Here is a 23,644-nt window from a genome sequence, read left to right as displayed (position 1 = left end):
CTTTATCAGTCTCTTAGTACACCTAGACCAGCCATTAATTCCTTTAACTTTGCATCTTCTTCTTCACTCAATGGTAGACGCGGCAAACGACAGGGACCTCCTGCGCAACCTTTCAACTCCATAGCCCTTTTCGCAATTTGAACATATTTCCCAGAGCCCTCGAGATATTCGCAAAGCGGCAATAATTGATCATAAAGAGCCCAAGCTTTATCCATTTCACCATTTTGTACATGATTGTACATTGCAGTTACAAGTCCAGGAACAATGTTACCAGAAACGGAAATCCAACCTGTTGCCCCAACAAGGAACGACTCCATGGCAAGGTCTTCAGAACCACAGAATACTTTAATGAAACCTTCCCCTTGTCTTGCGATATCTCGTACTTTACCAATACCACCGCTTGATTCTTTAATATGTGTAATATTTTCAACGTCACGACCGACTTGTAAAATTGTTTCTGTGCTAATATCAACACCTGATGTGAATGGGTTGTTATAAATCATAATCGGGAATTTTACAGATTCCGCAACTGCTTTAAAATGTGCATAAATTTCATTCTCTTTTGGATGTGCATAATACGAGTTAATTAAAAGAGCAGCATCTGCTCCTGCTTGTTCTGCTTGTTGCGTATATTCAATTGCATCTGCAGTCGTTTCAGCAGCTGTTCCAACTATCAGTGGAATACGGCCGTTTATTTGGTTAACCGCAACTTCAACTGCTTTAAAACGCTCTTCTTTCGTCAAGCTGACAAACTCTCCTGTACTACCATTAATCGCAATCCCTGCTACACCTTCTTCAATAAAATGTTCAATATTATTACAGAAACCATTCCAATCAATTTCCTCTTGATTTAACATTGGTGTAACAAGTACCGGAAAAACGCCTTCTAATTTTACCATCTGTAATTCCTCCAATTAAAATTATGATTTTACCAATATTTTATCTTTTACTAGTTTTGAATTATTTTTCACTTCTATTTATTTGGGCTTTGTATACCAAATAAATTTATTCGTATATCCATGAATAACAGATATAATGAGAACTAAAAAGTTAAACCAAAGGAATGGTAAGTAACTCATCGTTGAAACCCCAAGTGCAGCCGCCATAAATACTCCGTTATCTGACCAAGGCACCATTGATGTGGTTATTGTTCCGCTCGCTTCCGAATTCCTTGGCCCCATATATTAATATAGTGAATCTTACTCGCTCTTTGATTTACTTTGCATACAACTCATTGGTGTCCATTCGATTTCTAGTTGTTGGTCCTCAAACTAAGATAAATCCTTCTTTTAATGGATCTTCGGTATCAAAAATGAATTCATGTGACCCAGTGACAAAGGGTACTGCTTTAATGGAAAAAATAGATTCATTCTCACATTGCAACTTTGTTGTTAGTGAACTGCCAAAAATGCTTTCATTTTCAATTTCATACTTTGATTCAGTTAAATTAATTGAAGTATGAATTGCACATGTACTATCAATTCCAGGTGAACGCAGTATATAACCATCTTTTTCAAAAGTAACAGAACGAACTTTATCCGAAAATTCTTCCACAAGAATAACTCCATTAAAATCGATATTTTCTTGAATTAGTTCTGATGTCTTAGCAATACCCCAATTACTGATAGCTGCCAATTGGTCTAACTCAATTCCCGATATGGTATTAGGCAATGGATATATCAGATATTTTCTTGAAGCGTCCAATGAAACTTCTATCGAATCTTGACTGGATGCGATTACAGAACAGGAAATGCCCTCTAAATAAATGGAAATCACTTCTTGGTTTTCAACATTTGCGTGTATTGTATAAATCCCATTCATCGTTTCTACATTATAGGAATCATTCGCAGTTCTTTTGAGATTTCCAGTTTCAATTAGAGCGGTTGTAGCTGCAAATAATGCCTCATACTTAAAATCGTTAGCACATTCATGGTTGAAAAATAATAATTGAAAGTCCGCTGCTTTTGATGGAGCTATGATACAACCATTCATGCCTCGGTGGCCACGAGGTTCGTTTAATAGAAGTTTTTTTTCATTTTCAAAGTTATTTGCCAAATCTTTTTGATTGGACTGAACATTATTCCCTATAAGAGCTATCGAAGATTGAATAACTATCCGAAATGCTTCTCCCCCTACATGTGTATCAATAGAACAGAACAACTTTTCAATGTTCACTTAAACACCTTCTTTCGCAAATGAATGGTCCATTGGGGGAATGAGAAGAAACCCTTCACTTAAAGGATCCTTTTTATTGTAAAAGAAACGATGCATCCCCATAATCCAAGCGGACCCAGTTATTTCTGGAATGACTGCATCTAGATCTTTCACCTTCGTTTCCTCGAGAACACGTGCCTTGAACAGTGTGCCTACAATACTTTCGTAGACAAATAGTTCATTAATATCGAGTTCCTTTTTCTTATAAAGTGTTGCTAACTTGGCAGAGGTCCCTGTTCCACATGGTGAACGGTCAATTCCGCCAGGTGGTACAATTACAGTATTTTTCAAGTCTGCTTCAGGGTGACTAGGATCCGTGAAAAATTCGATATGTGTCAAACCATTGATAAACGGAAACTCTGGATGCACAATTTCCTCTACAGCATTAATAGCATTACGGATGTCAATTCCTTTATTAATAATATTTGTTGCATTTTTCTCAACGAGTGGAATACCAAGTTTTCGCGCATCGATAATTCCATAAAAATTACCACCATAAGCGATATCGCATTCCACGTGTCCAATGCCTTCAACCTCAATTTCAATGGATTTCAATAAAAAGGAAGGTACGTTTACAAACGTCACTTCTTTCACTTTTCCGTCGACTACTTTTATATCCACATTAATAAGTCCTGCCGGGGTGTCCACTTTTATATTGGTGATAGGTTCAAATACTTCGATTAATCCAGCCTCCACTAGTGCAGTGCAAAAACCTATCGTATCGTGACCGCACATTGGTAAATAACCACCCGTTTCTATATAAATAACACCTACATCTGCATCTGGATGACAAGGATCTGTCATTAAAGCACCAGACATGACACCGTGACCACGGGGCTCGTTCATTAAAAACTTTCTAATCCAATCAAAATGTTTCTCCATGTACAACATTTTCTCTGACATGGTGTTTCCTTTTAATGATGGTAATCCGCTGATAAGTGTCCTTGTTGGATTCCCTCCGGTATGTGTATCAATAGTTGTAAACACACGTTGGTATTTCATTAGTTTTTCCCCTCTCTTTAAAACGGGCAAGCTGTAGTGGTTCAATTGGAATGCAAGTTTCTCTTTCACTCAGCATTTCTTCTATCAACTTCCCTGTTACCGCAGCTAAACTAATACCATCTCCTTCATGACCTGCTGCGATATAGTAACCTGGTATGTGATCGACTTGAGAAATAATTGGCAAGTGGTCTTCCGTCCAAGGTCTTAATCCGGAATATGTGCGGATAACTGTCATATCCTCTATTTTCGGATAAAAACGGATAGCTCGTTTGGCTATATACTGGATGACTTCATGATTGACTCTCGTATTAAAGCCATCAAATTGACGACTGCTTCCAATAAGAAAGTTTTGGGCTTCTGTCGGTTCAAATACGAGTGCAACCCCATATTTTTCTGTCATCGGATCAACTAATCTTTCTCCTCCGAATTTGGAAATCAGATAACCAAATTCCATCACCTTTCGAAGACCAACTGGCTGCTGTCTCGAAGCCACTATCAATTGTCCTTTTCTAGGGACAATGGGAATGTCCAACTCCAACATTTCTCCGATTTTCGCTGCCCACACCCCACCAGCATTAACTACTTTATTGGCACTAAATGTTCCATTATTTGTTTCAATGGTAAATTTCCCCGAAGTCTCTTTCTTCATATTTTTTACTTCTGTATTAGTGTGAATTCTAGCCCCGTGTTTTTCAGCACTGTAAAACATCGAGTATGTTAGCATATATGGATTGACTGTCGAATCTGTTTTACACTCTAACCCCCCATATAAATCGTCCGCAAAGTACTTGGACTCATTACGAAGATCTTCACGGTCTAACATATTAAAATCTAAACCAGCCGCTTGCTGTCGTTTGACCCATAGATTCGCTGCTTCCATTTCAGCATCGCTCTCGCAAACTAAAATACTACCAGGGTTGCGGTATTCAAATGAGATATCCAAATCTCTGTCTAATTCGTGGACAAGCTGTTGACTTTTTAATGACATTTGACTATCAAAGCCAGGATCTTTATCAATCGCTAGTATATTCCCATCACATCTAGATGAAGTCCCGCTAGCCATTTCGTTCTTTTCTAATACTGTTATTTCTAATCCTGCTTTCGATCCATAATAGGCAATTGCAGCACCGATAATCCCGCCTCCAATCACAACAATATCTCGATGTTGAATACTACCCACAAAAATCCCCCTCTCATTTACATCTTCATATTACTTATTGCAAGTTCCATGCCAAGAAAAAAACTTTCTTTATTTACATTTCTATTGAAAATTCTGAATATTTATGTCAATATTTTTATACACATCAAAATAATTTGACAGTAGGAGGCTAATGAAATGAACTTTGCATATCAACTACTTGAAAAAGTAATGGATAAAGAATTTATTGTCATTGATTCTCTAATCGATTTGATTACATTAACGAAGATAGTTAAACAAACCTCTCCAAAAAAAATTTTTATCAATATCGAGAACACGGTTCAACATATTTACTTTTCAGAATCAACAGGAGAACTGGTTTATAAACCATGTCTAGTCTTACCTGTTACTAGTCACTTGGAAAAAGTAGTATCCAAGCTTACGTTGGATAACTATGTATTACTGTCGAACGACGAAAACACTTTTGTCGGGTATGTAAATACTGAGGTCATCTCTAAAAACCTTTTAAACCAATACGAACAAATACAAGCCTATTTGAACACTATTCTACAAACAATTGATGAGTCTTGTACTGTCATTGATCGAGATGCAAATGTAGTGTTTTGGACAAAGGGAGCAGAAAAAATATTCTCCGTGAAAGAGCAGGAAATTATCGGCAAGCCCATTACTGAATTTTTCAGTACTGAACAATTAGAGATCTTAAATACACTAAAAACAGGCTCATCCGTTTATCACAACCAACATCATGCACGAAATGATCTTGTAGTAATGATTAATTCAAATCCGGTTTATTATAATGGTGAAATTATAGGAGCTGTCGTTTCAGAAACGGATATCACAAGCCAAATTCTCTTGAATAATGAACTGTACCTGACTTCTGAAAGATTATTTACTTTAGAAGAAGAAGTTCGAAAGACTTTACCAACAGCAAATCCTTTCAATAACATTAAAGGAAGTAGCCAAGCTTTAAAACAGACCTTGACGATAGTTGAAAAAGCAGCCAAGACTAATGCAAGTGTCCTTATTTACGGGGAGAGTGGTGTGGGTAAAGAGTTATTTGCGAAAGCCATTCATAACTTACGAGAAGAAGCTAAAGCTCCATTCGTAGCGATCAATTGTGGAGCTATTCCGAGCGGTTTATTTGAAAGTGAAATATTCGGTTATGAAAAAGGAGCCTTTACTGGAGCAGATCAAAGAGGAAAGAAAGGAAAAGTCGAGTTGGCTCGAGGAGGGACTCTATTCCTTGATGAAATTGGTGAGATGCCATTGGATATGCAAGTAAAAATTTTACGCCTTCTTCAAGAAAAACGATTTTACACAGTCGGTGGAACAAAGGAAATAGAAGCAGATTTCAGAGTAGTAGCAGCGACAAACCGGGATCTAAAGGAACTAGTTAAAGACGGGAAATTCAGAGAAGATCTATATTACCGCTTAAATGTCGTTAATATTAAAGTGCCACCACTTCGAGATCGAATTGAAGACATTATTGAATTGACTCACTACTTCCTATTTGAAATTTCAGTTAAATACAACCGCCCTATCCATGGTATTTCTCAAACGGTCATGCAGACACTACTAAAGTATTCTTGGCCAGGAAATATTCGAGAATTGAAAAATGTAGTGGAACGATTGGTCGTATTTTCTGAAAACGGGAATATTAAAACAGAAGATCTTCCAATCGAAATGGAAGGAATCTCGAATTCTTCAAACCCAGTATCAAGTTCTATTCCTATTCAGCTAACAGTTGATGAGAATCTTTCTTTAGACAATCAATTACAACAGTATGAGAAGACCATCCTTTTACGAGAATTAAATAAAGTAAATGGAAACAAACTTTTATGTGCCAAAAATTTAGAAATCACTCGCGCGACCCTTTACAATAGAATGAATAAATTGGGCATTAAATAATAAAGTCATAAATGTTGGCACCCTTCTTGCATATTAATAATATGTACAAGTCATTAGTTTGAATATGGGGTGAGATAAATGACGGAAAAAGAAATGATTATTTGCAGATGTGAAGAAGTAACGTACGGACAATTAGTAGAAACAGCAAAAAAATTTAGTTGTTCGTCAAGAGAATTGAAGCTGCGGACACGTGCCGGTATGGGTTATTGTGGCGGTAGAACATGCCGTATTGCAGTCGATAGCATTGCTCTTTCTACTACTAATAGAGATGTTTCTCAAATTACTTTGAAATATCAACCACCTATTCGTCCAATTAGTTTCGGCAAGTTAGGGGATGTGACAAAATGACAAAAAGAATTATTCATCATCCTGTACTTGGTACAATAGATGAAGCTGATACTGTTTTCTTCACATTTGATAATCATAAGTACCAAGCATTGCGTAACGAATCTATCGCGGCAGCTTTGATGGTAAACGGGGTTCGGACACTTAGACATCATGAGGAAAGCGGAACGCCTCGTGGGATATACTGCAATATTGGACATTGTTTTGAATGCCGTGTCACTGTTGACGGAAAACAAGGGATGAGGGCTTGTCTAACACCAGTCCAAGAAGGTATGGCTGTCACAAGTGGTGGAAAGCTTTTGACATCAGTACGCGACTGGAGGTCACAAAATGAATAAAGTCATCATTATCGGTGCAGGCCCTGCAGGCTTATCCGCTGCAATTACAATTGCTGAAAGTGGACATAGTGTCCTAGTCATCGATGAGTATATGAAGGCGGGCGGAAGGTTATTAGGTCAACTTTACGAAGAACCAAATGGTAATTGGTGGAATGGGATAAAAGAATCTCAAAAACTATTGGATAAAGCAGTAGATTTAGGGGTACAAATTATATTACATACACCTGTATCCAATATCGAAAGCATCAATGGCTTATGGAGAATCTATACAGAAGACGAAGTTTACCTCACATCTCACTTGTTGATTGCTACTGGTGCTGCGGAAACACCATTACCTATTCCAGGGTGGACCCTACCTGGTGTAATGTCTGTCGGAGCAGCTCAAGTTATGACCAATGTACAGCGGGTAAAACCAGGAGATCGGGGAGTCATTATAGGGGTCAATGTCCTCTCCTCCGCAATCGCAATGGAATTGAAACTAGCAGATATTGATGTTGCATGTATCACTTTACCGAAAATGAATACTGTGACTGAAAAATCCGGTAATCCATTAGATGTAATGAATTCACTGTTACACTTGTCCCATATGGCACCATCTACTTTTGTAAAATTAGGAAGCAAACTAATGAAAAATGATTTATTGAAAAAAATGGGTATTACTTTTTATCCGAAAAATGGGGTCAAAATGTGGGATATTCCTATTATGCTTCGTAAAGCTGTCACCGAAATCTATGGAGATGGAGCGGTCGAAGGTGTTAAAATTGCTACAATCAGTACTGCGGGAGAAATTATCCCTGGGACCGAAGAAAAAATTAAAGCAGACTTCGTTTGTATTGCAGGTGGATTGTACCCACTAGCAGAGCTAGCGGCTGTGGCGGGATGTCCATTCTACCATATCGAGGAATTAGGCGGTTATGTTCCTCTTCATAACGAACGGATGGAAACTACTTTGCCAGGACTATATGTTGCAGGCAATATTACGGGAATTGAAGGTGCAAAAGTTGCAATGAGTCAAGGTATCACCGCTGGACTTGCAATCATCAATAGCAAGGATGGCGGTCAACAAGAAGACAAGCTCAAAGAAGCAGTTAACTTCATTGAACAGACACGAAACAAAGCGCATATTCAATTCCATCCTGAAGTTAAAGTAGGTAAACAGAAGTTACAGAAATATTGGAATGAATATTTAATTTCAGTGAAAAATAAAGTGCACAATTAGATTTCGTTTGAATAACAGAAAAAAAGTGATTTCAAAACGATTCTATCGTTAGGAAATCACTTTTTTTGTTATTTGATGTAATTTTTATGGGGAATGATAACTTAGACATTCTACTTACAATTCCACTTGCACTCCTGCTTTATTTGCAATAGCTTTATCGTATAAATATTTTGCGACAACAATATCAGCTTTTGCCGAACCACAGATTTAAAAACGGTAATTTCTTCATTGTTTTCTCTTCCCGATCGCTCCATGCTGACCACTTTTCCAAGCTCGGCGTGTATGCCTGCTTCTGAGAACAAACCTTCTTGTATCGGCACTTGTAAATCACTAGTTTCTTACAGCAATGACTATTCCAATTCCTGCTCCAATTGCCACTTGAATAAAAAGATTCTGCTTTACCCACCACTTTATCACCTTACATTACTCCTTCTAGCTTTAATCCTGGAGTCTCTAAATCTCTTCCAATAAAAAACCTCTTGGTAATGTGTCTTGTGGATCTACTAAAAATTGGTGAAATCCTGTTAAGAAAGCTTCTCCTGTAACTTTTGGAATGATTGCTTCATACCCCGCTACTTTGCTAATCTCCAAAATTTCTCCGATGAATTGGCCGTCTGTGATGCTTTCGTGGACAAAGCTACCCTTGACCTCCAATTCCCCATGTGCATAAAGTGATGCTAGTCTTGCACACGTGCCTGTACCACAAGGCGAGCGGTCGATTTGCTCATCCGCAAAGATTGTAACATTGCGCAAATCTGCATTTTCCGCAACTGGATCATCTGAAAAAATTACACCATAGATTCCGCGAAGACCACTTTCAAGGGGATGAACCACTTCTAATTTGTCTTCAATATATCGCTTAATTTTTGTTCCCCATTTCTGTATTGCTGGTAAATCTTTTGTATTTACTTTCAAATCCAACTCTGTACTTTTAACAACTGCATAGAACGCGCCTCCAAATGATACATCTACAGTAAACTCGTATCCATCAATACTTACCTGCATGTCTTTTTCTAATACAAACGACGGCACGTTTTCAAAAGAAACCGCTTCCACAACAGAGCCGTTACACCTTGCATAAGCTATGATTTCCCCTGCAGGACTATCAATCACAAATTTCTGATTTTCTTCTGTCACGATGAACCGTCCTGTTTCGATCCCCATTGTAATCACGCCCACAATTCCATGCCCACACATTGTACTCCATCCTTCATTGTGCATAAATAGCACACCGAAATCTGCATGAGGACTTGCTGGAGGCGTTATGATACATCCGTACATTCCATGATGTCCCCTCGGTTCAAGCATCAGTACTTCTCTGATATAATCAAGATTTTCCATGCAATAAGCTCGTCGCTCTAATTGCGTATCTCCTTTAATTTCTGGTAACCCGTCAGTAATAATTCGTAATGGTTCACCTGCAACATGGACATCAACCGTTGTGTATACTTTTTTAATAATCATTTAAATCTCTCCATTCAAATTTTTGATTTTAAATTGAATACAATGTCTAAACTAAATAAAAGAAATAAAATCTAATTATTTGATATCAAATACACAATAATTTAAGTGAAATTCCGACATTTTTGAAGTGTCACTTAAATATTAAATTAATGATAGAATTATTTTAATGTTCTGTCAACAACGTTTTTTTATAAAGTGAGAGACTAATATGGATTATGTAAATTGAGACTTCTATCGGATAACTTACTCTTATACCAATAAAAAAGACACCTCCACGTTGATAACTAGGTATACTACCCGTTTTTCAACGCAAGGTGTTTTTATTTGTCTATTTTATTTAGATCATTTCAACTAGTGTCTCAGTAAAAATAGATAGCGTCTTTAGTTTATCGCTTCTATTTGTAATGAAACATGATGATTCCCTATTATGATTTCTGCTCCTTCCACCCTATTTGGAGATATCACTAGGTTTCGCATTAACAAGTTTTGTTGCAACATATGTTTATACTTTTCAATTACTTTTTGTAGTTCTTCATTCGTATTTACTGTTATGTCCACTCTCATATCAACTGGTAGATTTAATTGTTTTCTATTGGATTGTATTGCACGAATTAACTCACGGGCCATTCCTTCTTGTATAAGTTCCTCGGTCAAAGAAATATCTAAAGTAACGGTGTACTCCCCATTTGTTGCAGAAGCATATCCTTCCTTCGCTACTTTTTCCATTAATACATCTTCAACCATCACTTTAACTTTCCCATCTATAGATCCCTCTATAAACCCCAACTCAATGAATTGTTTTACTTGATCCGCGTCCAAAGATTGAAGCCATGTATGCACAGCATTCGACTGCTTTCCAAACTTAGCACCTGATTTTTTGAAATCGAGTTTTATCTTTGTCGATACCAATTTTTCTTGATTATTCATTTTTTCGAATTGCTTTATATTTAACTCATCTTTGATGATATCTTCGTATAGATTCCAGTTTACTCCTTGATTCGCACTCATTAATGACAAACTAGCTAGTGGTTGTTTTATTTTCAATGAAGTCGTATTTCTTATACTCCTCCCTAACTCTACTACTTGCAGAACAGCATCCATTTCTTTTTCCAGTTTTTCATTCCTTAAGAGGTCGTCTGCTAATGGGAAATCTGATAAATGTACGCTTTCACCAGTTAAATTCCTATATACATCTTCTGCAATAAAAGGCGTTAGTGGTGCTAACAATTGGCTAGTTTTAGTTAACACTTCATAGAGCGTCTTATATGCAGCCGCCTTTTCTGGATTCATCTCACTTGACCAAAAACGCTCCCTGGATCGTCTTACATACCAATTACTGACTTCCTCTAACAACTTCGCAATTTCTCTTGCTGCATTTGTAAAATGATAATCATCTAAGTTTGTTCGAACAGTTTTAATCGTGCTATGCAAACGAGATAATATCCAGTCATCCAACTTATTTTTCTTCACTTCATTATCGGCTTTAGGGTTGTAGTTATCTAAATGAGCATAGAGCGAATAAAAACTATTCACATTGTCTAAAGTATCCACTAATTTCGACTTTGCTTCTTGTACAATACGTTCGGAAAAACGTTTCGTATTCCATGGTGCACTGTCAACTAATAAAGCCCATCTTAATGCATCTGCACCATACTTTTGAATTAACTCTACTGGATCCAGAACATTCCCTTTACTTTTAGACATTTTTTGTCCATTTTCATCTAAAATATGACCTGTCGACAAAACACGTTTATAAGGAGCTTTACCTGTAAATAAAGTGGATACTGCGAGTAGACTATAAAACCATCCTCGTGTTTGGTCAATCCCTTCAATAACTACATCCGCTGGGAATTGTTTTGCAAATAGCTCTTTATTCTCAAATGGATAGTGATATTGGGCAAATGGCATAGAACCGCTGTCGAACCAAACATCGATGACTTCAGGAGTTCTTGTCATTGACCCACTACAACTTGAACATTGGAGCTTCACTTCATCTACATATGGTTTATGCAATTCGATCTCCTCTATAGGGTGTATCGAATACTGTTTTAATTCTGCTATACTTTTCGGTGCAATTTGATGATTACAAACCGCGCATTCCCAAACATTGAGCGGTGTTCCCCAATAGCGTTTACGGCTGATGTTCCAATCTACCATTTGTTCTAAAAAGTTTCCAAATCTGCCGTGTTTTATATGCTCTGGATACCAAGTTACTCCTTCATTATTTTGGATAAATTGTTCTTTCAATGCAGTTGTTTGGATAAACCAGCTTTCATTTGCATAATACAAAAGAGGTGAATCACAACGCCAGCAATGAGGGTAGCTATGTTCGTACTTTTCTTTATGAAAAAGTAATCCTTTTTCAGCAAGGTAACGAACAATATCTACATCACAATCTTTGACAAATCGTCCTTCAAAGCCTAAAACCTCGGAAGTATACATTCCTTTTTCATCTACCAAATGGACGAACGATAATCCGTTTTCTTTCACCACCCTATAGTCATCTTCCCCATAAGCTGGTGCAATGTGGACAATCCCTGTTCCACTTTCTCCAGATATATAATCAGCTGTCACGACTTTATGACCGATTTCCACATCTACAAAATCAAATAATGGAGTATATGGTATGTCTCTTAATTCCTCTCCTAGATGTACAGATAGTATTTCATAGCCTTCCATTAATACTGAACTTGCTAATGCTTCCGCTACAATGAAAATGCCTTGCCCTTGTTTTGCACGAACATATTTCAACGATGGATGAACAGCTAGCGCAACATTTGCTAGTAAGGTCCAAGGAGTTGTCGTCCACCCAAGAAAATATTCATTGTCTCGGTCTGTACGTTTGAATTTAGCTGTCGCAGATAAATCCTTCACTGTTTTATAACCTTGTGACACCTCGTGCGAACTTAGGGACGTTTGACAGCTAGGACAATAGGGAGAAACCCTGTGGCCTTTTTGTAACAACCCTTTTTCATGAATAGTTCCAAGTATATTCCATTCGCTTTCAATATAGGCATTACTTAATGTGACATAGGGATCCTCCATGTCCACCCAATAACCAAGCTTTTCCGTAAACGCTCGCCACTGCTTTTCATAGACAAAAACACTTTCTTTACATTTATCAATGAAAGCTTCCACACCGTACTTTTCAATATCACTTTTCCCGGAAATCCCTAATTGCTTTTCTACTCCTAACTCCACTGGTAAACCGTGTGTATCCCATCCTGCCTTACGTATTACTTGATGTCCTGTCATTGTTTTATACCTAGCAACAACATCTTTAATTGTACGACCCAGTGCGTGCCCAGCATGCGGCAATCCATTTGCAGTGGGTGGACCTTCATAAAATACAAAAGATGGACTATCGTTTCTATACTCTATAGATTTTTTAAAGATTTCTTCTTCCAACCATTGTGCTTGAATCCGTTCTTCTCTTTGTAAAACAGACTCTTTTTCGTTCGCTTTAACCATCTGATATCACTCCTATTTTTATTAATAAAACATACAAAAAACCCGTCCCTGGAAAGGGACGGGTTTAACCGTGATACCACCCTAATTCTATTGTATGCTTTCGCTCCACAATAGCACTTAGCCACGTACAAACATACGCGTTCCTATTAACGGTAGACACCCGGTCTCACTTACTCAATTTCAGCTCGACTTCTCAGAGAGGATTTTTGCAAATGGACTGAACACCGAATTTCAGCAACTACCGGCTCTCTTTAGAACAGTTCCATGAACTACTTTTTCTCATCAACGAATTTGTATGGTTTTATTATGGATGAATTTAACATAAATCATTTCGAGTTGTCAAACTAATTAAATATTTTTTATAGGGTCCTTAAATTGAAATATCTGTAAATATTGAAACTTAACTGTCTTGTGAACGTATGTAAATAAAAGTATTTCACTAATTGGAATGGGGTGCGGTGAAGTGAAAAAGAGGTTAGGACTATTATTTTTAAGTATCAGTTTGATCTTTTTATTTGTGGCATGTTCAGAAGAATCTCCTACAAACGAACCAGCATATATTGCCAAAGCCAGTGATTTTGAAGATTCAGGCTTTACTAGCCGCAGTAATCAGTTGATTGTAGTCATTGGAAATGAACTAATGATTAGTGCTTACTATGGACATTCCAAAGAAAAAAGTAGCATTGATAAGATTTTAGAATTAGAAAACGTTAAATCAGGTGTAAGGTTTGAAAAATTATATCAAAATGTCCAAGTTAAAACAAAAGGTGATGTTTATTATATTACTGCTGACGATGGTGTATCATTGGAGTTTAAAAAAATTGGAGAACGCATTATTGTGGATGAAGAAGGTATGGAATATTATACCCAAGAATATTCAAAAGAATGATATTCACTTTAAATGAAGAAAATAGGGATCCGCTCTTTAAAAGCAAAACCTGTTCCCTGAAGTTTCCGGATTCCTTTGAATTGGACTTTAGTTACATCATTACCGCGAGATTTTCAGGAGAGTAGGATCGTGACTAGCTTCACGATCCTACTCTCCTTTTTTGATAGTCTTGTGGCTTTCGTCCTTCCGTCGCCCTCCTGCAGCTTTAGGCAATACTTTAGTGTTGTAAACATTTATCACTTCGTTGATTGAAGCGCCAGGCGGCGACTCCAGCGGGATGAGTGAGACAGTTGTGACATCACAAACGGCACGTTGACTGTGGTGATGACTTATCGCTCACCACTCGGAAAACGACCGCCAATAGCGGAAATCAAGTATACTTTATTCCATGTAAAATATATATTTCTTTAGTTTCCTTTAGCATTGTTCATGCTATTTCATGAAAATTGAAATTATGAAATTGATTCATTAATATGAGAATAAATCAAAAAATCCGTCCATTCATTGTTTTCAAACGAAAATCTTTCTCTCAAACATTCGAACGTAAATCCTGCACGCTCCGCTAATTTTTTGGATGGCTCATTATCCGTATTAATATGTAATTCGATTCGATGAAAGTTTAATTCAGAGAAGAATAATGCAGTTGCTGCTATTACACTTTCAAGTCCATATCCGTTTTTCCAGAACTGATTATGTATCGAGTATCCCATCATTGCCCATTGATAATCCATTCTTAGAATAGTGATCAATTCTACTTTCCCTACATTTACTCCATCTTCTTTTCGAAATACCCCTAATATGTACATTTCATCTCTTTCTGTTGCCTGCTGAAATCCATCAATCCAATTGATAAACCACTCTTTCGTGGAAGTGGCCATATCGGAATGTCCATCATCGTAGGAATACTGCGACGGTAATCGATTATCGAACCCTTCATACCAATTAGCATAATCTTCTTTTTGGAAAGGTCTTATTATAAGTCGATCGGTTTCTATAAATAAGGTTGTCTTTTTCATTATTCTCCTCCTACCCAAGAGCTTCAACGCTTTAGTAACAATACTTTATCTACATTACACTAAAATAAATTTTTAGAAAATATTAATTTTTTTATAATAATTATTGATTCTAACGTTACGTAAGGTTTTATAATGAATAAAAGAAGTTGAAAAGGTGGCATAAAATGTATTCCATAGGCGATTTAGCTAAGTTGAGCAATTCGACAGTAAGAACTCTGCGATATTACGATGAAATAGGTCTGTTAACTCCTTCACATTTAAGTGATGGTGGGCATCGGTATTATTCAGAGCAAGAAGTAATTAAACTTCAATATATAAAAGTGTTAAAGGAGATGGGATTTAATCTAATTGCTATACAACAAATGCTAGAACATCAGCATTTAAGTCATAAAGAAGCTCTTGCCATGCAGTTACGAGTGTTAGAACTGGAGAAAAAGCGTTTGGAAGAAAGGACACGCTCTATACGGCATCTACTTCAGGTGAGTGAATTAGAGGAACTTGCGAATTGGAAAGATGTTTTTGATCATATCCCTATGAATTCCACCCCTACTCCTATAAACGTATACGAAGAGATTTGGAACAAACATTTTTCAAAGGATGAAGTTCAATACTTAAAACAACTCCCAAAGGTTGGAGATGATATGGAAGTGATACAGAGCTTCACAACACTAATAAATGATATTAGAAAAAATATAGAAATAGATAATACAAGTCCTGCAGCACAAAAATTGGCTCAAAGATGGCTTGCGTTAAGTGAAATTATCTTTAACGGGAATAATGCACTAGCTCATAAAGCATGGAATATACAAAAAGAGACAAAAGGAGAATTAGGAATGTATCAATTTGACCCTGCAGTTGTAGATTTTATCGAGAAGGCAATAACTTATTACTTTAAAGTGAAAGGTCAAGGAGACTAATATGAAAACAAATTATATCTTGCTAGATTTACTTGTTTATATGGGACTTCCCTACATTATCTGGACTTACGGAAGAGATATCATGGGAGATTATTATGCTATGTTGTTATCTACGCTTCCAGCAATCGTCTATACTATTTTTCGTTTCATTAAAGACCGACAATTTAATTTGGTTGGTGTTTTCATTATTTCTTCCTTACTGCTTAGCTCCATACTTGATTTACTAGCTGGATCTGCTATTCAGATGCTTTGGAATTCTGTCTGGTTGAGTTACTGCTTTACTTTCATTTATATTATTTCCATGATTATTCAAAAGCCATTAGTAATATATTTCGCAATAGAGTTCATGCATTTACAAGGGTATCCAAGGAAAGATTGTAAAGATTTATATTTCATAAAAGAGAATGTAAAATGGTTTCAGTTGGTTACGGCCATTTTTGTTATTCGGGGACTTGTAATGAATTCCATCATGGTTTGGTTAATTATGAAACACGGGGCTGACGCATTTATGCATTTAATTGTTGTTAGAAAAGTACTTGGGTACGCATTTTCAGGTCTTATTTTTGCTGGATTTTTTTATGCAGGGAATAAAGCAATTCTATTCACGAAGAAAAATAATATTGAATGGTTAAAACCAGTCCAAACAGTTGAACCCAAATGAAAATATTAAAAGAAGAATCAAAGGATTTTAAAAAAAGTAATCCATCTTGTACAAATCGATGGATTACTTTTTTAGTCTCAGGGTAAATTGTTTGCTAGTATCAAATATAAGAATGGTCTATACCAGTTGGTCTAGGGCCTTCTTCTTCCATAGTATTACTTGTGTTAGTTGTCATATGAAAGCTGAATATCACTGCTACACACAACCATAATAGAACACTTTTCTTTTTCATTTATAAATCCTCCCATTGGTTAATAAATTTTTGTTTAAATAATATTTTAATTGATTTTTGATAATACAAATCAGCTGCTTTAAACTTTTTTTGCTTAAAGTAATAATTTGCCAATACAATGGAATACTTTTGTACGTGTCGATCGTCATCGACCATTTCGAAATGGTTTATACTTTTCTTTAATACGAATTCAATGTCATCTGTTGATGAATGGAGAGCTCTATATATCTCTAAGTGACAATAATAGGATGGATTTTCTATATTATGTTTAGTATTTATTTCTTCCATTGCCTTAAAACCTCTTTTACACCATTCAAGGACTTCCACATGGTTATTCTGCTTAGAATACTCCTTTATTATCGAAAGAATAGTTATCAAAGATCCTTCTGCATTATTGTTACCCTCTTTGCTTTTTAAACTAAGCTTATAAAACTCAATTGCCTTCACATGCCTATCTTGTATTGCATGTAATGAACCGAGATTTTGATAAATCACCCCCTCATAATGAAATAGTCTGTAGTCTATTGCCAACTTTTTTGCTAAATAATAGTTCCTCTCTGCTTCTTCATATTTTCTCATTTTTTTATGTGCCATACCTATAACGATGTAACTATCAATTGCTCTTTCAAATAAGAGATTGTCCTTATAGTAGAGCAATGATTTGGATGCATAATTAATGGCGTTAAAAAATTCATTGCAATAAAAATAGGTCAAACTAAGCACATTGTAATAATCTGCCAACTCCCATTCTTCTATTGATACATGATGAATGAATTTTAGCGAACTCTCTAAACGACCTAATGCTTTTGTATAATCTCCATTTAAATAATGATACAGACCTAGATTTAAATTCATCATAAATTTTTGCTTGTTGTCTAAATCATTTTCCATTTGCTTCATTACATGATAAGAGGGCTGTAGGTTATCCATCTCTTCATTAAGGACTAACTGGAGTCGAAACATATATAGATGATAGGTATAGTAATTTTTCAATTGCAAAAAGTAGGTCTTTTGACTAGTGAACTTATGCAACGATGCTCGGATTAATTTCTTATTCCTCTTTATGATTGCGTTTTTATACAATTCATAAAAAGCAACTAGTACCTCGTCTTCATTTGGCACATTTACTATCTCTAAATTTAGTCTTTTTAGCAAAAACATTAGTACTTCTTCACTTGGAACAGTTGCGTTATTTTCAATTTTACTGAGGTAGGATGTTGAACAAATTCCCTTTGCCAATACGTTCTGTTTGATATTCTGGTTTAATCGCTCTTGTTTTATGATATGACCAATACTACTCATTTTTCTCCACCTCTTTGAACGTAGTACATTTAATAATTCTGTAAAAAAGTTAAAATACCTTTATCATTCGTTCGACATCAACCGACAGTTAGTATATAAAATCATATGTATGGCGAAAGAAAATTATCAATTAAAAAAACGCTCTTTATCCTAAAATTAATAAATATTATTAAATTTTCCACATTACAAGAAATCCAAAGAAGTTAGAAGCAATTATATGTAATTATTTTAGGATATTTCCCAACTTATTTATGTTCTAATAGCACAATTTTTTTAGTAATATTTAGGAAAGAAATTATATTTTTTTCCAGTTATACTATCAAAAAGTTTTAATCAATTTAATCGGATTATGATCAAAGAAATACCTACACCTAATGATTCATTAACCTAGCCTAAACTTTTAGGACAAGGAAACAAGCAAGTGGAACAGCTTTCCGCACACATAATCAAAAAATATTGCAAATGTCAATAAAAATTTTAATTTTATTACGATTTAACTGAAAAGTAGTTGTAAAAAAACCTATCAAATCCCCTTTATAGGACAAGATATATCTTAAGCTTAAGAAATAAAACATTACTTTTCACACGCTAAATCAGAACGTAGATTCTTATTTGTGGAGGAGTGATAAAATGAATGGCGAAAAGCAGAAAATAATTCAAGAGTTCCTAAAATGCCCTGCAAACAGATCTCTATTGGATGAGTTTAAAAAAACCAATTCTGAAGAGATAAAATTACTCATTGATTTGGAATTTAAGAAATTCTACCAAAATTTTAGAATCTTATCTTATCTAATAAAGGTTTTACACTTTGAGAGTAAACATTTTGACCAAAAGATGCGTTCTTATCGGGATAGAAACCAACTAACACTTGAAAGTAATTTGGATATGTTTCCAATTTACCATGAGAAAGCTTTTGCAGATTCAATTGGTCTTTCTGGAGACATTGTGGATCATATAACTAGTGAAAACTTATTTAAATGTTTAAGAAAACTTACAGATAGACAAAAGGAAATACTTTCACTTGTTTTCGTTAAGGAAATGACAGATAAAGAAATTGCACAACGGTTAGGAATAACGCAACAAGCTGTTTCAAAGACAAGAAGAAATGTAATTAAATATATTAGAAAGGAGCTTACTTATGCTAGATGAAGGGAACATCGTACAATTAATTGGCAACTTTGGCTTTCCAATTGTCGTTACTATCTATCTCTTACATCGTTTCGAAAATAAAATTGAATCACTTGAAAATGCCATTCACAGTATTACGAATGTTGTGAACAATAACATTGAAAAAAGAAAGTGAGGGGAAAAAATGGACGAAACGCATATTCTGTCAATATTAAAACAGCTAGAACCTAAACTGCGAAGCGTACTATTTCAAACAAGCAACGAATATCGAGAAGACTTAGAACAAGATTTAAAAGAACGTATTATTAAAATAATTCAAAATAACATTTTGCAAGAAGTCCCTGGCTTTTTCGACTTTTTAGGAGAGGAATTGGTTTTATAATTTGAAGTTAAAGTTAACTTATTACATGTATCATAATTAACCCCATCCATATGATAAATGGATGGGGTTAATTTAGTTTTAGTTAGAACAAGAGATAATAAAACGTACCAAAATATGACCGTGTTCACTCACTCTGAGTGGGTAACTTCAAGATAGTGTTTTTTTGATTTCGCAATGTGAGCCGCACGCTAAACAATGGCCGCAACTCTTCTTGCAAGGTATCCAGGCAATCAGGTGAATAAAGCATACACCTACACATACGGCAATAGTACCTGTACCATAATACCGTCCATTAATTTCGTTCAGTTTATACCAGACCCTCACCATCCTTGAGTTTCTACACGTTATCAGGAAATACTGTCACAATCACACCATCCGTATTATTGCCCGATACCTCATAACGAAGATTGGCTGGAACATTAATAGTGGTATTTTCAGTAACAGGATAATAAAAGACCTCATATTTTTGACCATTTACAGTAGCAGAAATATGTTTTTGTTCTTTTAGATATTCTAAATATTCCTCTAAAACAAAATTCTTTTCTTTCATAATCGCACTATGTGGTAAACCGACATAGCGGATATGCCATGGTTCATTCATAATTCCCGTTATGTCCGTTTTATCCTCTGGATAACGTAGAGTAAATCCGTATTTCCAAGCGTTCTCTGCAATCCACTTTCTCTTTCCCTCAGGTGCTACCTCCATCTTACCTTGGGTACTTCCCACATCAAGCGATAAACCTAAATTGTGTTCGCTGTAACCTGCTGGCAAGGCACGATTGGAACCCATATCTTTATAAAGTTTAGTTTGCTCATCAAATCCTCGAAAACCACTCGTAATAAAAAAACTAGAAACTTCATCTTCTTCCGCATCAAGAACCATATCCGAAAATTTACTTTCTATATCTTCTGATAAATATGTCTCGCTATTAAACACTCTGTATCCTTTTACCAATTCTTTGCGAGCATATAAATTGATGACATCTGATTTTATACCTTCATTGTGAACTGGATGCTTACTGTTGACCAAAAGTAAATTTCCTTGATAAATTTGTTCTACTGGAATTTCTACTTTTTTTATATTTCCAGAAGACACCTTACCTTCCACTATACCATTCTCAACTATTACAACTTTTTCACCTTGAAATAACGGTACTATCTTAAAGGCTGTTACACCCAAACATATTGCAAAAATTAATAAAAAGCCCCACTTTTTCATTCTTAACTTCTCCCTTATTCTTCTTTACTTAAAAGATTAAAAAAAGAGCCCCCATTCTTCAATAGGGGCCAACTAAATTAATTTCTCCCACACATATCATTAAAGGAATTTTACCTTTTTAAGATACTTATTGTTATTTTCACCCTCTGCTCACAGGTGCTACTCATAATATTCTTCTAATGTTAACCCTTTATTAAATAACTCAGTGGCTAAATTTACACCAACATAACGAATATGCCATGGTTCATATTGGTAACCGGTAATATTTTCTTTGTCTTTTGGAAAGCGAATGATATATCCATATTTATGGGCGTTATCTTCAAGCCATGCTGCCTCTTCTGTATTCGCGAAACAGTCATCTACTGCACAAGAACCATCGGATCCACTAACGTCAATTGCTAATCCTGATTGATGTTCGCTTGTTCCAGGAACAGCACTATATGTTTTTGCTTTTTCGATTCCATCTTTTTCAACATAATTATTAAATAGGACTGTTTGAGTTTGAGAAGAACGGTAGCCTGAAACACCTGCTAGATGAATATTCTGCTTATTCGCCGCATGGAACATTTTTTCGAGATACTTCGCTGCTTCTTCTCTCATCATTCTTTTTTCTATTTTTTCATTAAATATAAATGGAACATTTGGGTAAACGAGCTCTTTCGGTTCATAGCCTTCCGGAAAAGCATATTGTTTGTTGACAAGAACGGTGATACTTTCAGGATCAGCGACAGTGAGTAATCCCTGTTGTATTTGTTGTTTGTTTTGTTCATTTCCGAAACAGCCAGAAGCAATTAGAATCATCATGAGTAATGCAATTGTGACTATTTTTTTTATCATATTTATATGACTCCTCGTATATTAGTAGTAAAAGCTCTTTCCGATAGAATTTCCTGTTGATCCGGACAACTGGGGGACCTGTTGGATTTCCTATAGGAGATAGTCGCCTTTTGGCTCCCTCACTCTTTTTATGTTGTCCTGGTTTACACGAGGTACCAAGAAGGAAACTTCCATTTTAACCATTCAAAATAGTATAGCTAACAGGTGCTTACCTGCTTATTTATGTTATCCAATTTAATACTTGTAAGCCTCATGAATTCGCTACTACGCAACAGTTTTTATGCTTAGAAGCTTAAGAGTTTCCATTTTCGATGTTTTTTATGGTTGACATATCACCACTGGGCTTTATAACTAAATTACATTATCTTCAAAAAAATCTGTGTTCTTAGTAATGGTTTTTTCATATAACATCTTCCTTTCATCAAGATAGTACTAATTATAAAAAAAAATTATTAATAAAAACTTAGGGGATTTCTTAAGATTTAATGAAATTAGTGAGGTAATTTATAACAAGGATAATGAGGAGTAATTGATTATTTGATGGGGAATTTTCTCAACAGAAGAAAAGGGAATATACCAAAGCTGATTATGGATGTATATGGTCAAGTTCTAAAAGAGGAATCTGTTTCGTTATTTAACCAAACTATATAGGCTATAACGAAAGTGATATTCATCTACAGATTCATCAAAAACTTTTTCCTTATTTGCAGGATATAAATATTCAATTTTATTTGAAGGTGTAGTTTGTGAATAAACAGGATTTTCAATTATATAGAAAGGCTGCACGAAAATATAAACAAATACAAACTAAAGAATGGATTTTCCATTTAGGTTACTCTTTTGGTCCAGTAATATGTATCTCTTTTTGTTATTCTCCAATATAACCTCTTGAACTCTAATAGCACTTCACACTTAAAAATAATAATATGTATGAAAAAAGAGGATATATGCTCTTATATTGAACATAATATCCTCTTATTATTTAGTCTATTTAATAAATTGTAAGAGCCTTTTTTATTTCAGACGGCAACGCTACTGTATCATGTGGAATCATCAATTCGTCTGTGAGTAACGTCCCATCAAGGTCGATCGCAATCATCTTATACATAGAAACGCTCCTTGTAATGTTTTTAAAAAAACAGAAATATTATCTTAGCCCTTCAAATAGCAACACTCTTGCAGGTGAAGCTTCTGTACCTACTAATTTTATTGGTGCTGCAACCATAAAGTATTCTCCTTGCTCTATTCCCTTTAATCGAAGTCCTTCTATTATTATGATGTCATTTGCAAACAACGTTTTATGCGTTGGATGCCCTTCTTGACTTCTTTCGATTCCAAGTGCATCGATTCCAACCCCTCGAACACCTATCTCAGAAAGATATTCTGCTCCGTCTTGTGCGAGATAAATAAAATCAAAATTAAATGTTTCCTCAAATGAATTTTTCGTTTTTAATAAAATAAAATCGCCCTCTTGAATCTCAAAACCTTCTAAGTCGGATTTTGAAACTCCTTCATTTTCCAACTCTGTTAAATCCAATACCTTACACTGCCCTACAAGATTATCTAATGGAATCGTTTCAAATGTATCTCCATCAACAACCATGTGTAGTGGTGCATCAATGTGTGTTCCTGTATGCACATCGAACTCCAACCGTGTCTCAGTAACATATCCATTCGTTATTTGATTTACTTTTGGTTGTTTTTCCGGTTTATTCTTATAAACAGTCATTCCTTCATAAATTGCACCTGTTACATCGTATATTTTCACTCTATCAACCCCTCCATTATTTAATATATTTTTTTATCTAGCTATAAAGTTATCCTCGCACGTTATGAATGATGTTGTCTAGTAAAACTACTTTGTCTCTATTAATATTTAATTGTTCGTGTACTATAAACAAAGTGTTAAATATGCCTGAGTCTAAATAGCTTTCTTCGTCA

At 35.4% G+C, this 23,644-nt stretch carries 22 protein-coding genes, 1 pseudogene and 1 other annotated feature; of the genes and pseudogenes, 10 read left to right on the top strand and 13 right to left on the bottom strand.

Features of this window, described 5'->3' with window-relative positions:
* Nucleotides 1–5 precede the first annotated feature (5 nt).
* The 5 genes and pseudogenes from dapA to MHB48_RS09240 form a co-directional block, all read right to left on the bottom strand.
* The gene (gene dapA / locus MHB48_RS09260) at nucleotides 6–899 is read right to left on the bottom strand and encodes a 4-hydroxy-tetrahydrodipicolinate synthase (protein WP_342601155.1); all 894 of its coding nucleotides are present in this window, start codon (nucleotides 897–899) and stop codon (nucleotides 6–8) included.
* A 78-nt stretch (nucleotides 900–977) separates the two neighbouring features.
* Nucleotides 978–1,172, bottom strand: a pseudogene (locus MHB48_RS09255) (Na+/H+ antiporter NhaC family protein); the annotation flags it as partial.
* 94 nt (nucleotides 1,173–1,266) lie between these two features.
* Nucleotides 1,267–2,175 carry a proline racemase family protein gene (locus tag MHB48_RS09250; RefSeq protein WP_342601154.1) on the bottom strand — a complete coding sequence of 303 codons (909 nt, stop codon included), beginning with the start codon at nucleotides 2,173–2,175 and terminating at the stop codon, nucleotides 1,267–1,269.
* Complete coding sequence (locus MHB48_RS09245) at nucleotides 2,176–3,216, bottom strand: proline racemase family protein (protein WP_342601153.1); 1,041 nt, start codon at nucleotides 3,214–3,216, stop codon at nucleotides 2,176–2,178.
* Complete coding sequence (locus MHB48_RS09240; protein ID WP_342601346.1) at nucleotides 3,185–4,387, bottom strand: FAD-dependent oxidoreductase; 1,203 nt, start codon at nucleotides 4,385–4,387, stop codon at nucleotides 3,185–3,187. The genes MHB48_RS09245 and MHB48_RS09240 overlap by 32 nt, the downstream gene beginning before the upstream one ends.
* A 165-nt stretch (nucleotides 4,388–4,552) precedes the next feature.
* Here MHB48_RS09240 and MHB48_RS09235 point away from each other — a divergent pair, with 165 nt between their 5' ends.
* The 4 genes from MHB48_RS09235 to MHB48_RS09220 all read left to right on the top strand — a co-directional run bounded on the left by MHB48_RS09235 (nucleotide 4,553) and on the right by MHB48_RS09220 (nucleotide 8,185).
* Nucleotides 4,553–6,283, top strand: coding sequence for a sigma 54-interacting transcriptional regulator (locus MHB48_RS09235; protein WP_342601152.1), 1,731 nt, complete (start codon nucleotides 4,553–4,555; stop codon nucleotides 6,281–6,283).
* 78 nt (nucleotides 6,284–6,361) lie between these two features.
* The gene (locus tag MHB48_RS09230) at nucleotides 6,362–6,631 is read left to right on the top strand and encodes a (2Fe-2S)-binding protein (RefSeq protein ID WP_342601151.1); all 270 of its coding nucleotides are present in this window, start codon (nucleotides 6,362–6,364) and stop codon (nucleotides 6,629–6,631) included.
* Nucleotides 6,628–6,966: a (2Fe-2S)-binding protein gene (locus MHB48_RS09225; RefSeq protein WP_342601150.1), complete on the top strand. Its 339-nt coding sequence runs from the start codon at nucleotides 6,628–6,630 to the stop codon at nucleotides 6,964–6,966. Before MHB48_RS09230 ends, MHB48_RS09225 begins: the two co-directional genes overlap by 4 nt.
* Complete coding sequence (locus MHB48_RS09220; protein ID WP_342601149.1) at nucleotides 6,959–8,185, top strand: FAD-dependent oxidoreductase; 1,227 nt, start codon at nucleotides 6,959–6,961, stop codon at nucleotides 8,183–8,185. Before MHB48_RS09225 ends, MHB48_RS09220 begins: the two co-directional genes overlap by 8 nt.
* A 453-nt stretch (nucleotides 8,186–8,638) precedes the next feature.
* On the opposite strand, the gene MHB48_RS09215 is transcribed toward MHB48_RS09220, so the two are convergent.
* Both MHB48_RS09215 and ileS read right to left on the bottom strand, forming a co-directional pair.
* Nucleotides 8,639–9,649, bottom strand: coding sequence for a proline racemase family protein (locus MHB48_RS09215; RefSeq protein ID WP_342601148.1), 1,011 nt, complete (start codon nucleotides 9,647–9,649; stop codon nucleotides 8,639–8,641).
* A gap of 381 nt (nucleotides 9,650–10,030) precedes the next feature.
* Nucleotides 10,031–13,120 (bottom strand): isoleucine--tRNA ligase, encoded by a 3,090-nt coding sequence (gene ileS / locus MHB48_RS09210; RefSeq protein ID WP_342601147.1) that lies wholly within the window; start codon nucleotides 13,118–13,120, stop codon nucleotides 10,031–10,033.
* 51 nt (nucleotides 13,121–13,171) lie between these two features.
* Nucleotides 13,172–13,415 (bottom strand) — a binding site (T-box leader).
* Between the two features lie 168 nt (nucleotides 13,416–13,583).
* Between ileS and MHB48_RS09205 the strand changes: the two genes are divergently transcribed.
* A complete protein-coding gene (locus tag MHB48_RS09205) occupies nucleotides 13,584–14,009 on the top strand; it encodes a hypothetical protein (protein ID WP_342601146.1) in 426 nt (141 codons plus the stop codon).
* A 452-nt stretch (nucleotides 14,010–14,461) separates the two neighbouring features.
* Here MHB48_RS09205 and MHB48_RS09200 read toward each other — a convergent pair whose 3' ends face one another.
* The gene (locus MHB48_RS09200; RefSeq protein WP_342601145.1) at nucleotides 14,462–15,025 is read right to left on the bottom strand and encodes a GNAT family protein; all 564 of its coding nucleotides are present in this window, start codon (nucleotides 15,023–15,025) and stop codon (nucleotides 14,462–14,464) included.
* Between the two features lie 164 nt (nucleotides 15,026–15,189).
* Between MHB48_RS09200 and MHB48_RS09195 the strand changes: the two genes are divergently transcribed.
* Together MHB48_RS09195 and MHB48_RS09190 are read left to right on the top strand one after the other, a co-directional pair.
* The gene (locus tag MHB48_RS09195) at nucleotides 15,190–15,942 is read left to right on the top strand and encodes a MerR family transcriptional regulator (RefSeq protein ID WP_342601144.1); all 753 of its coding nucleotides are present in this window, start codon (nucleotides 15,190–15,192) and stop codon (nucleotides 15,940–15,942) included.
* Nucleotide 15,943: 1 nt separating this feature from the next.
* Nucleotides 15,944–16,603: a VC0807 family protein gene (locus MHB48_RS09190; protein ID WP_342601143.1), complete on the top strand. Its 660-nt coding sequence runs from the start codon at nucleotides 15,944–15,946 to the stop codon at nucleotides 16,601–16,603.
* Between the two features lie 100 nt (nucleotides 16,604–16,703).
* On the opposite strand, the gene MHB48_RS09185 is transcribed toward MHB48_RS09190, so the two are convergent.
* Both MHB48_RS09185 and MHB48_RS09180 read right to left on the bottom strand, forming a co-directional pair.
* Nucleotides 16,704–16,835 carry a hypothetical protein gene (locus MHB48_RS09185; protein ID WP_342601142.1) on the bottom strand — a complete coding sequence of 44 codons (132 nt, stop codon included), beginning with the start codon at nucleotides 16,833–16,835 and terminating at the stop codon, nucleotides 16,704–16,706.
* A complete protein-coding gene (locus MHB48_RS09180) occupies nucleotides 16,836–18,137 on the bottom strand; it encodes a helix-turn-helix domain-containing protein (protein ID WP_342601141.1) in 1,302 nt (433 codons plus the stop codon).
* Between the two features lie 630 nt (nucleotides 18,138–18,767).
* Between MHB48_RS09180 and MHB48_RS09175 the strand changes: the two genes are divergently transcribed.
* The 3 genes from MHB48_RS09175 to MHB48_RS09165 are packed head-to-tail and all read left to right on the top strand — an operon-like array spanning nucleotide 18,768 to nucleotide 19,647.
* On the top strand, nucleotides 18,768–19,286 hold the full coding sequence (locus MHB48_RS09175; protein ID WP_342601140.1) for a sigma-70 family RNA polymerase sigma factor: 519 nt from the start codon (nucleotides 18,768–18,770) through the stop codon (nucleotides 19,284–19,286).
* Nucleotides 19,276–19,440, top strand: a complete 165-nt coding sequence (locus tag MHB48_RS09170) for a YvrJ family protein (protein WP_340920388.1) — start codon at nucleotides 19,276–19,278, stop codon at nucleotides 19,438–19,440. The genes MHB48_RS09175 and MHB48_RS09170 overlap by 11 nt, the downstream gene beginning before the upstream one ends.
* 9 nt (nucleotides 19,441–19,449) lie before the next feature.
* Entirely contained in the window at nucleotides 19,450–19,647 is a 198-nt protein-coding gene (locus tag MHB48_RS09165; RefSeq protein WP_342601139.1) for a hypothetical protein, read from the top strand.
* A 337-nt stretch (nucleotides 19,648–19,984) separates the two neighbouring features.
* Here the strand turns inward: MHB48_RS09165 and vanY are convergent, their stop codons facing one another.
* From vanY to MHB48_RS09150, 3 genes are all read right to left on the bottom strand, one after another.
* Nucleotides 19,985–20,866: a VanY-A/VanY-F/VanY-M family D-Ala-D-Ala carboxypeptidase gene (gene vanY / locus MHB48_RS09160; RefSeq protein WP_342601138.1), complete on the bottom strand. Its 882-nt coding sequence runs from the start codon at nucleotides 20,864–20,866 to the stop codon at nucleotides 19,985–19,987.
* A gap of 159 nt (nucleotides 20,867–21,025) precedes the next feature.
* Nucleotides 21,026–21,703, bottom strand: a complete 678-nt coding sequence (locus MHB48_RS09155; RefSeq protein WP_342601137.1) for a M15 family metallopeptidase — start codon at nucleotides 21,701–21,703, stop codon at nucleotides 21,026–21,028.
* A gap of 1,147 nt (nucleotides 21,704–22,850) precedes the next feature.
* Nucleotides 22,851–23,471, bottom strand: coding sequence for a cyclase family protein (locus MHB48_RS09150; RefSeq protein ID WP_342601136.1), 621 nt, complete (start codon nucleotides 23,469–23,471; stop codon nucleotides 22,851–22,853).
* Nucleotides 23,472–23,644: the final 173 nt, after the last annotated feature.

The sequence above is a fragment of the Psychrobacillus sp. FSL H8-0483 genome, assembly GCF_038637725.1.
Classification (GTDB): Bacteria; Bacillota; Bacilli; order Bacillales_A; family Planococcaceae; genus Psychrobacillus.
Note: the sequence above shows the minus strand (reverse complement) of the source record. Positions and strands in the feature narration are given on the sequence as shown.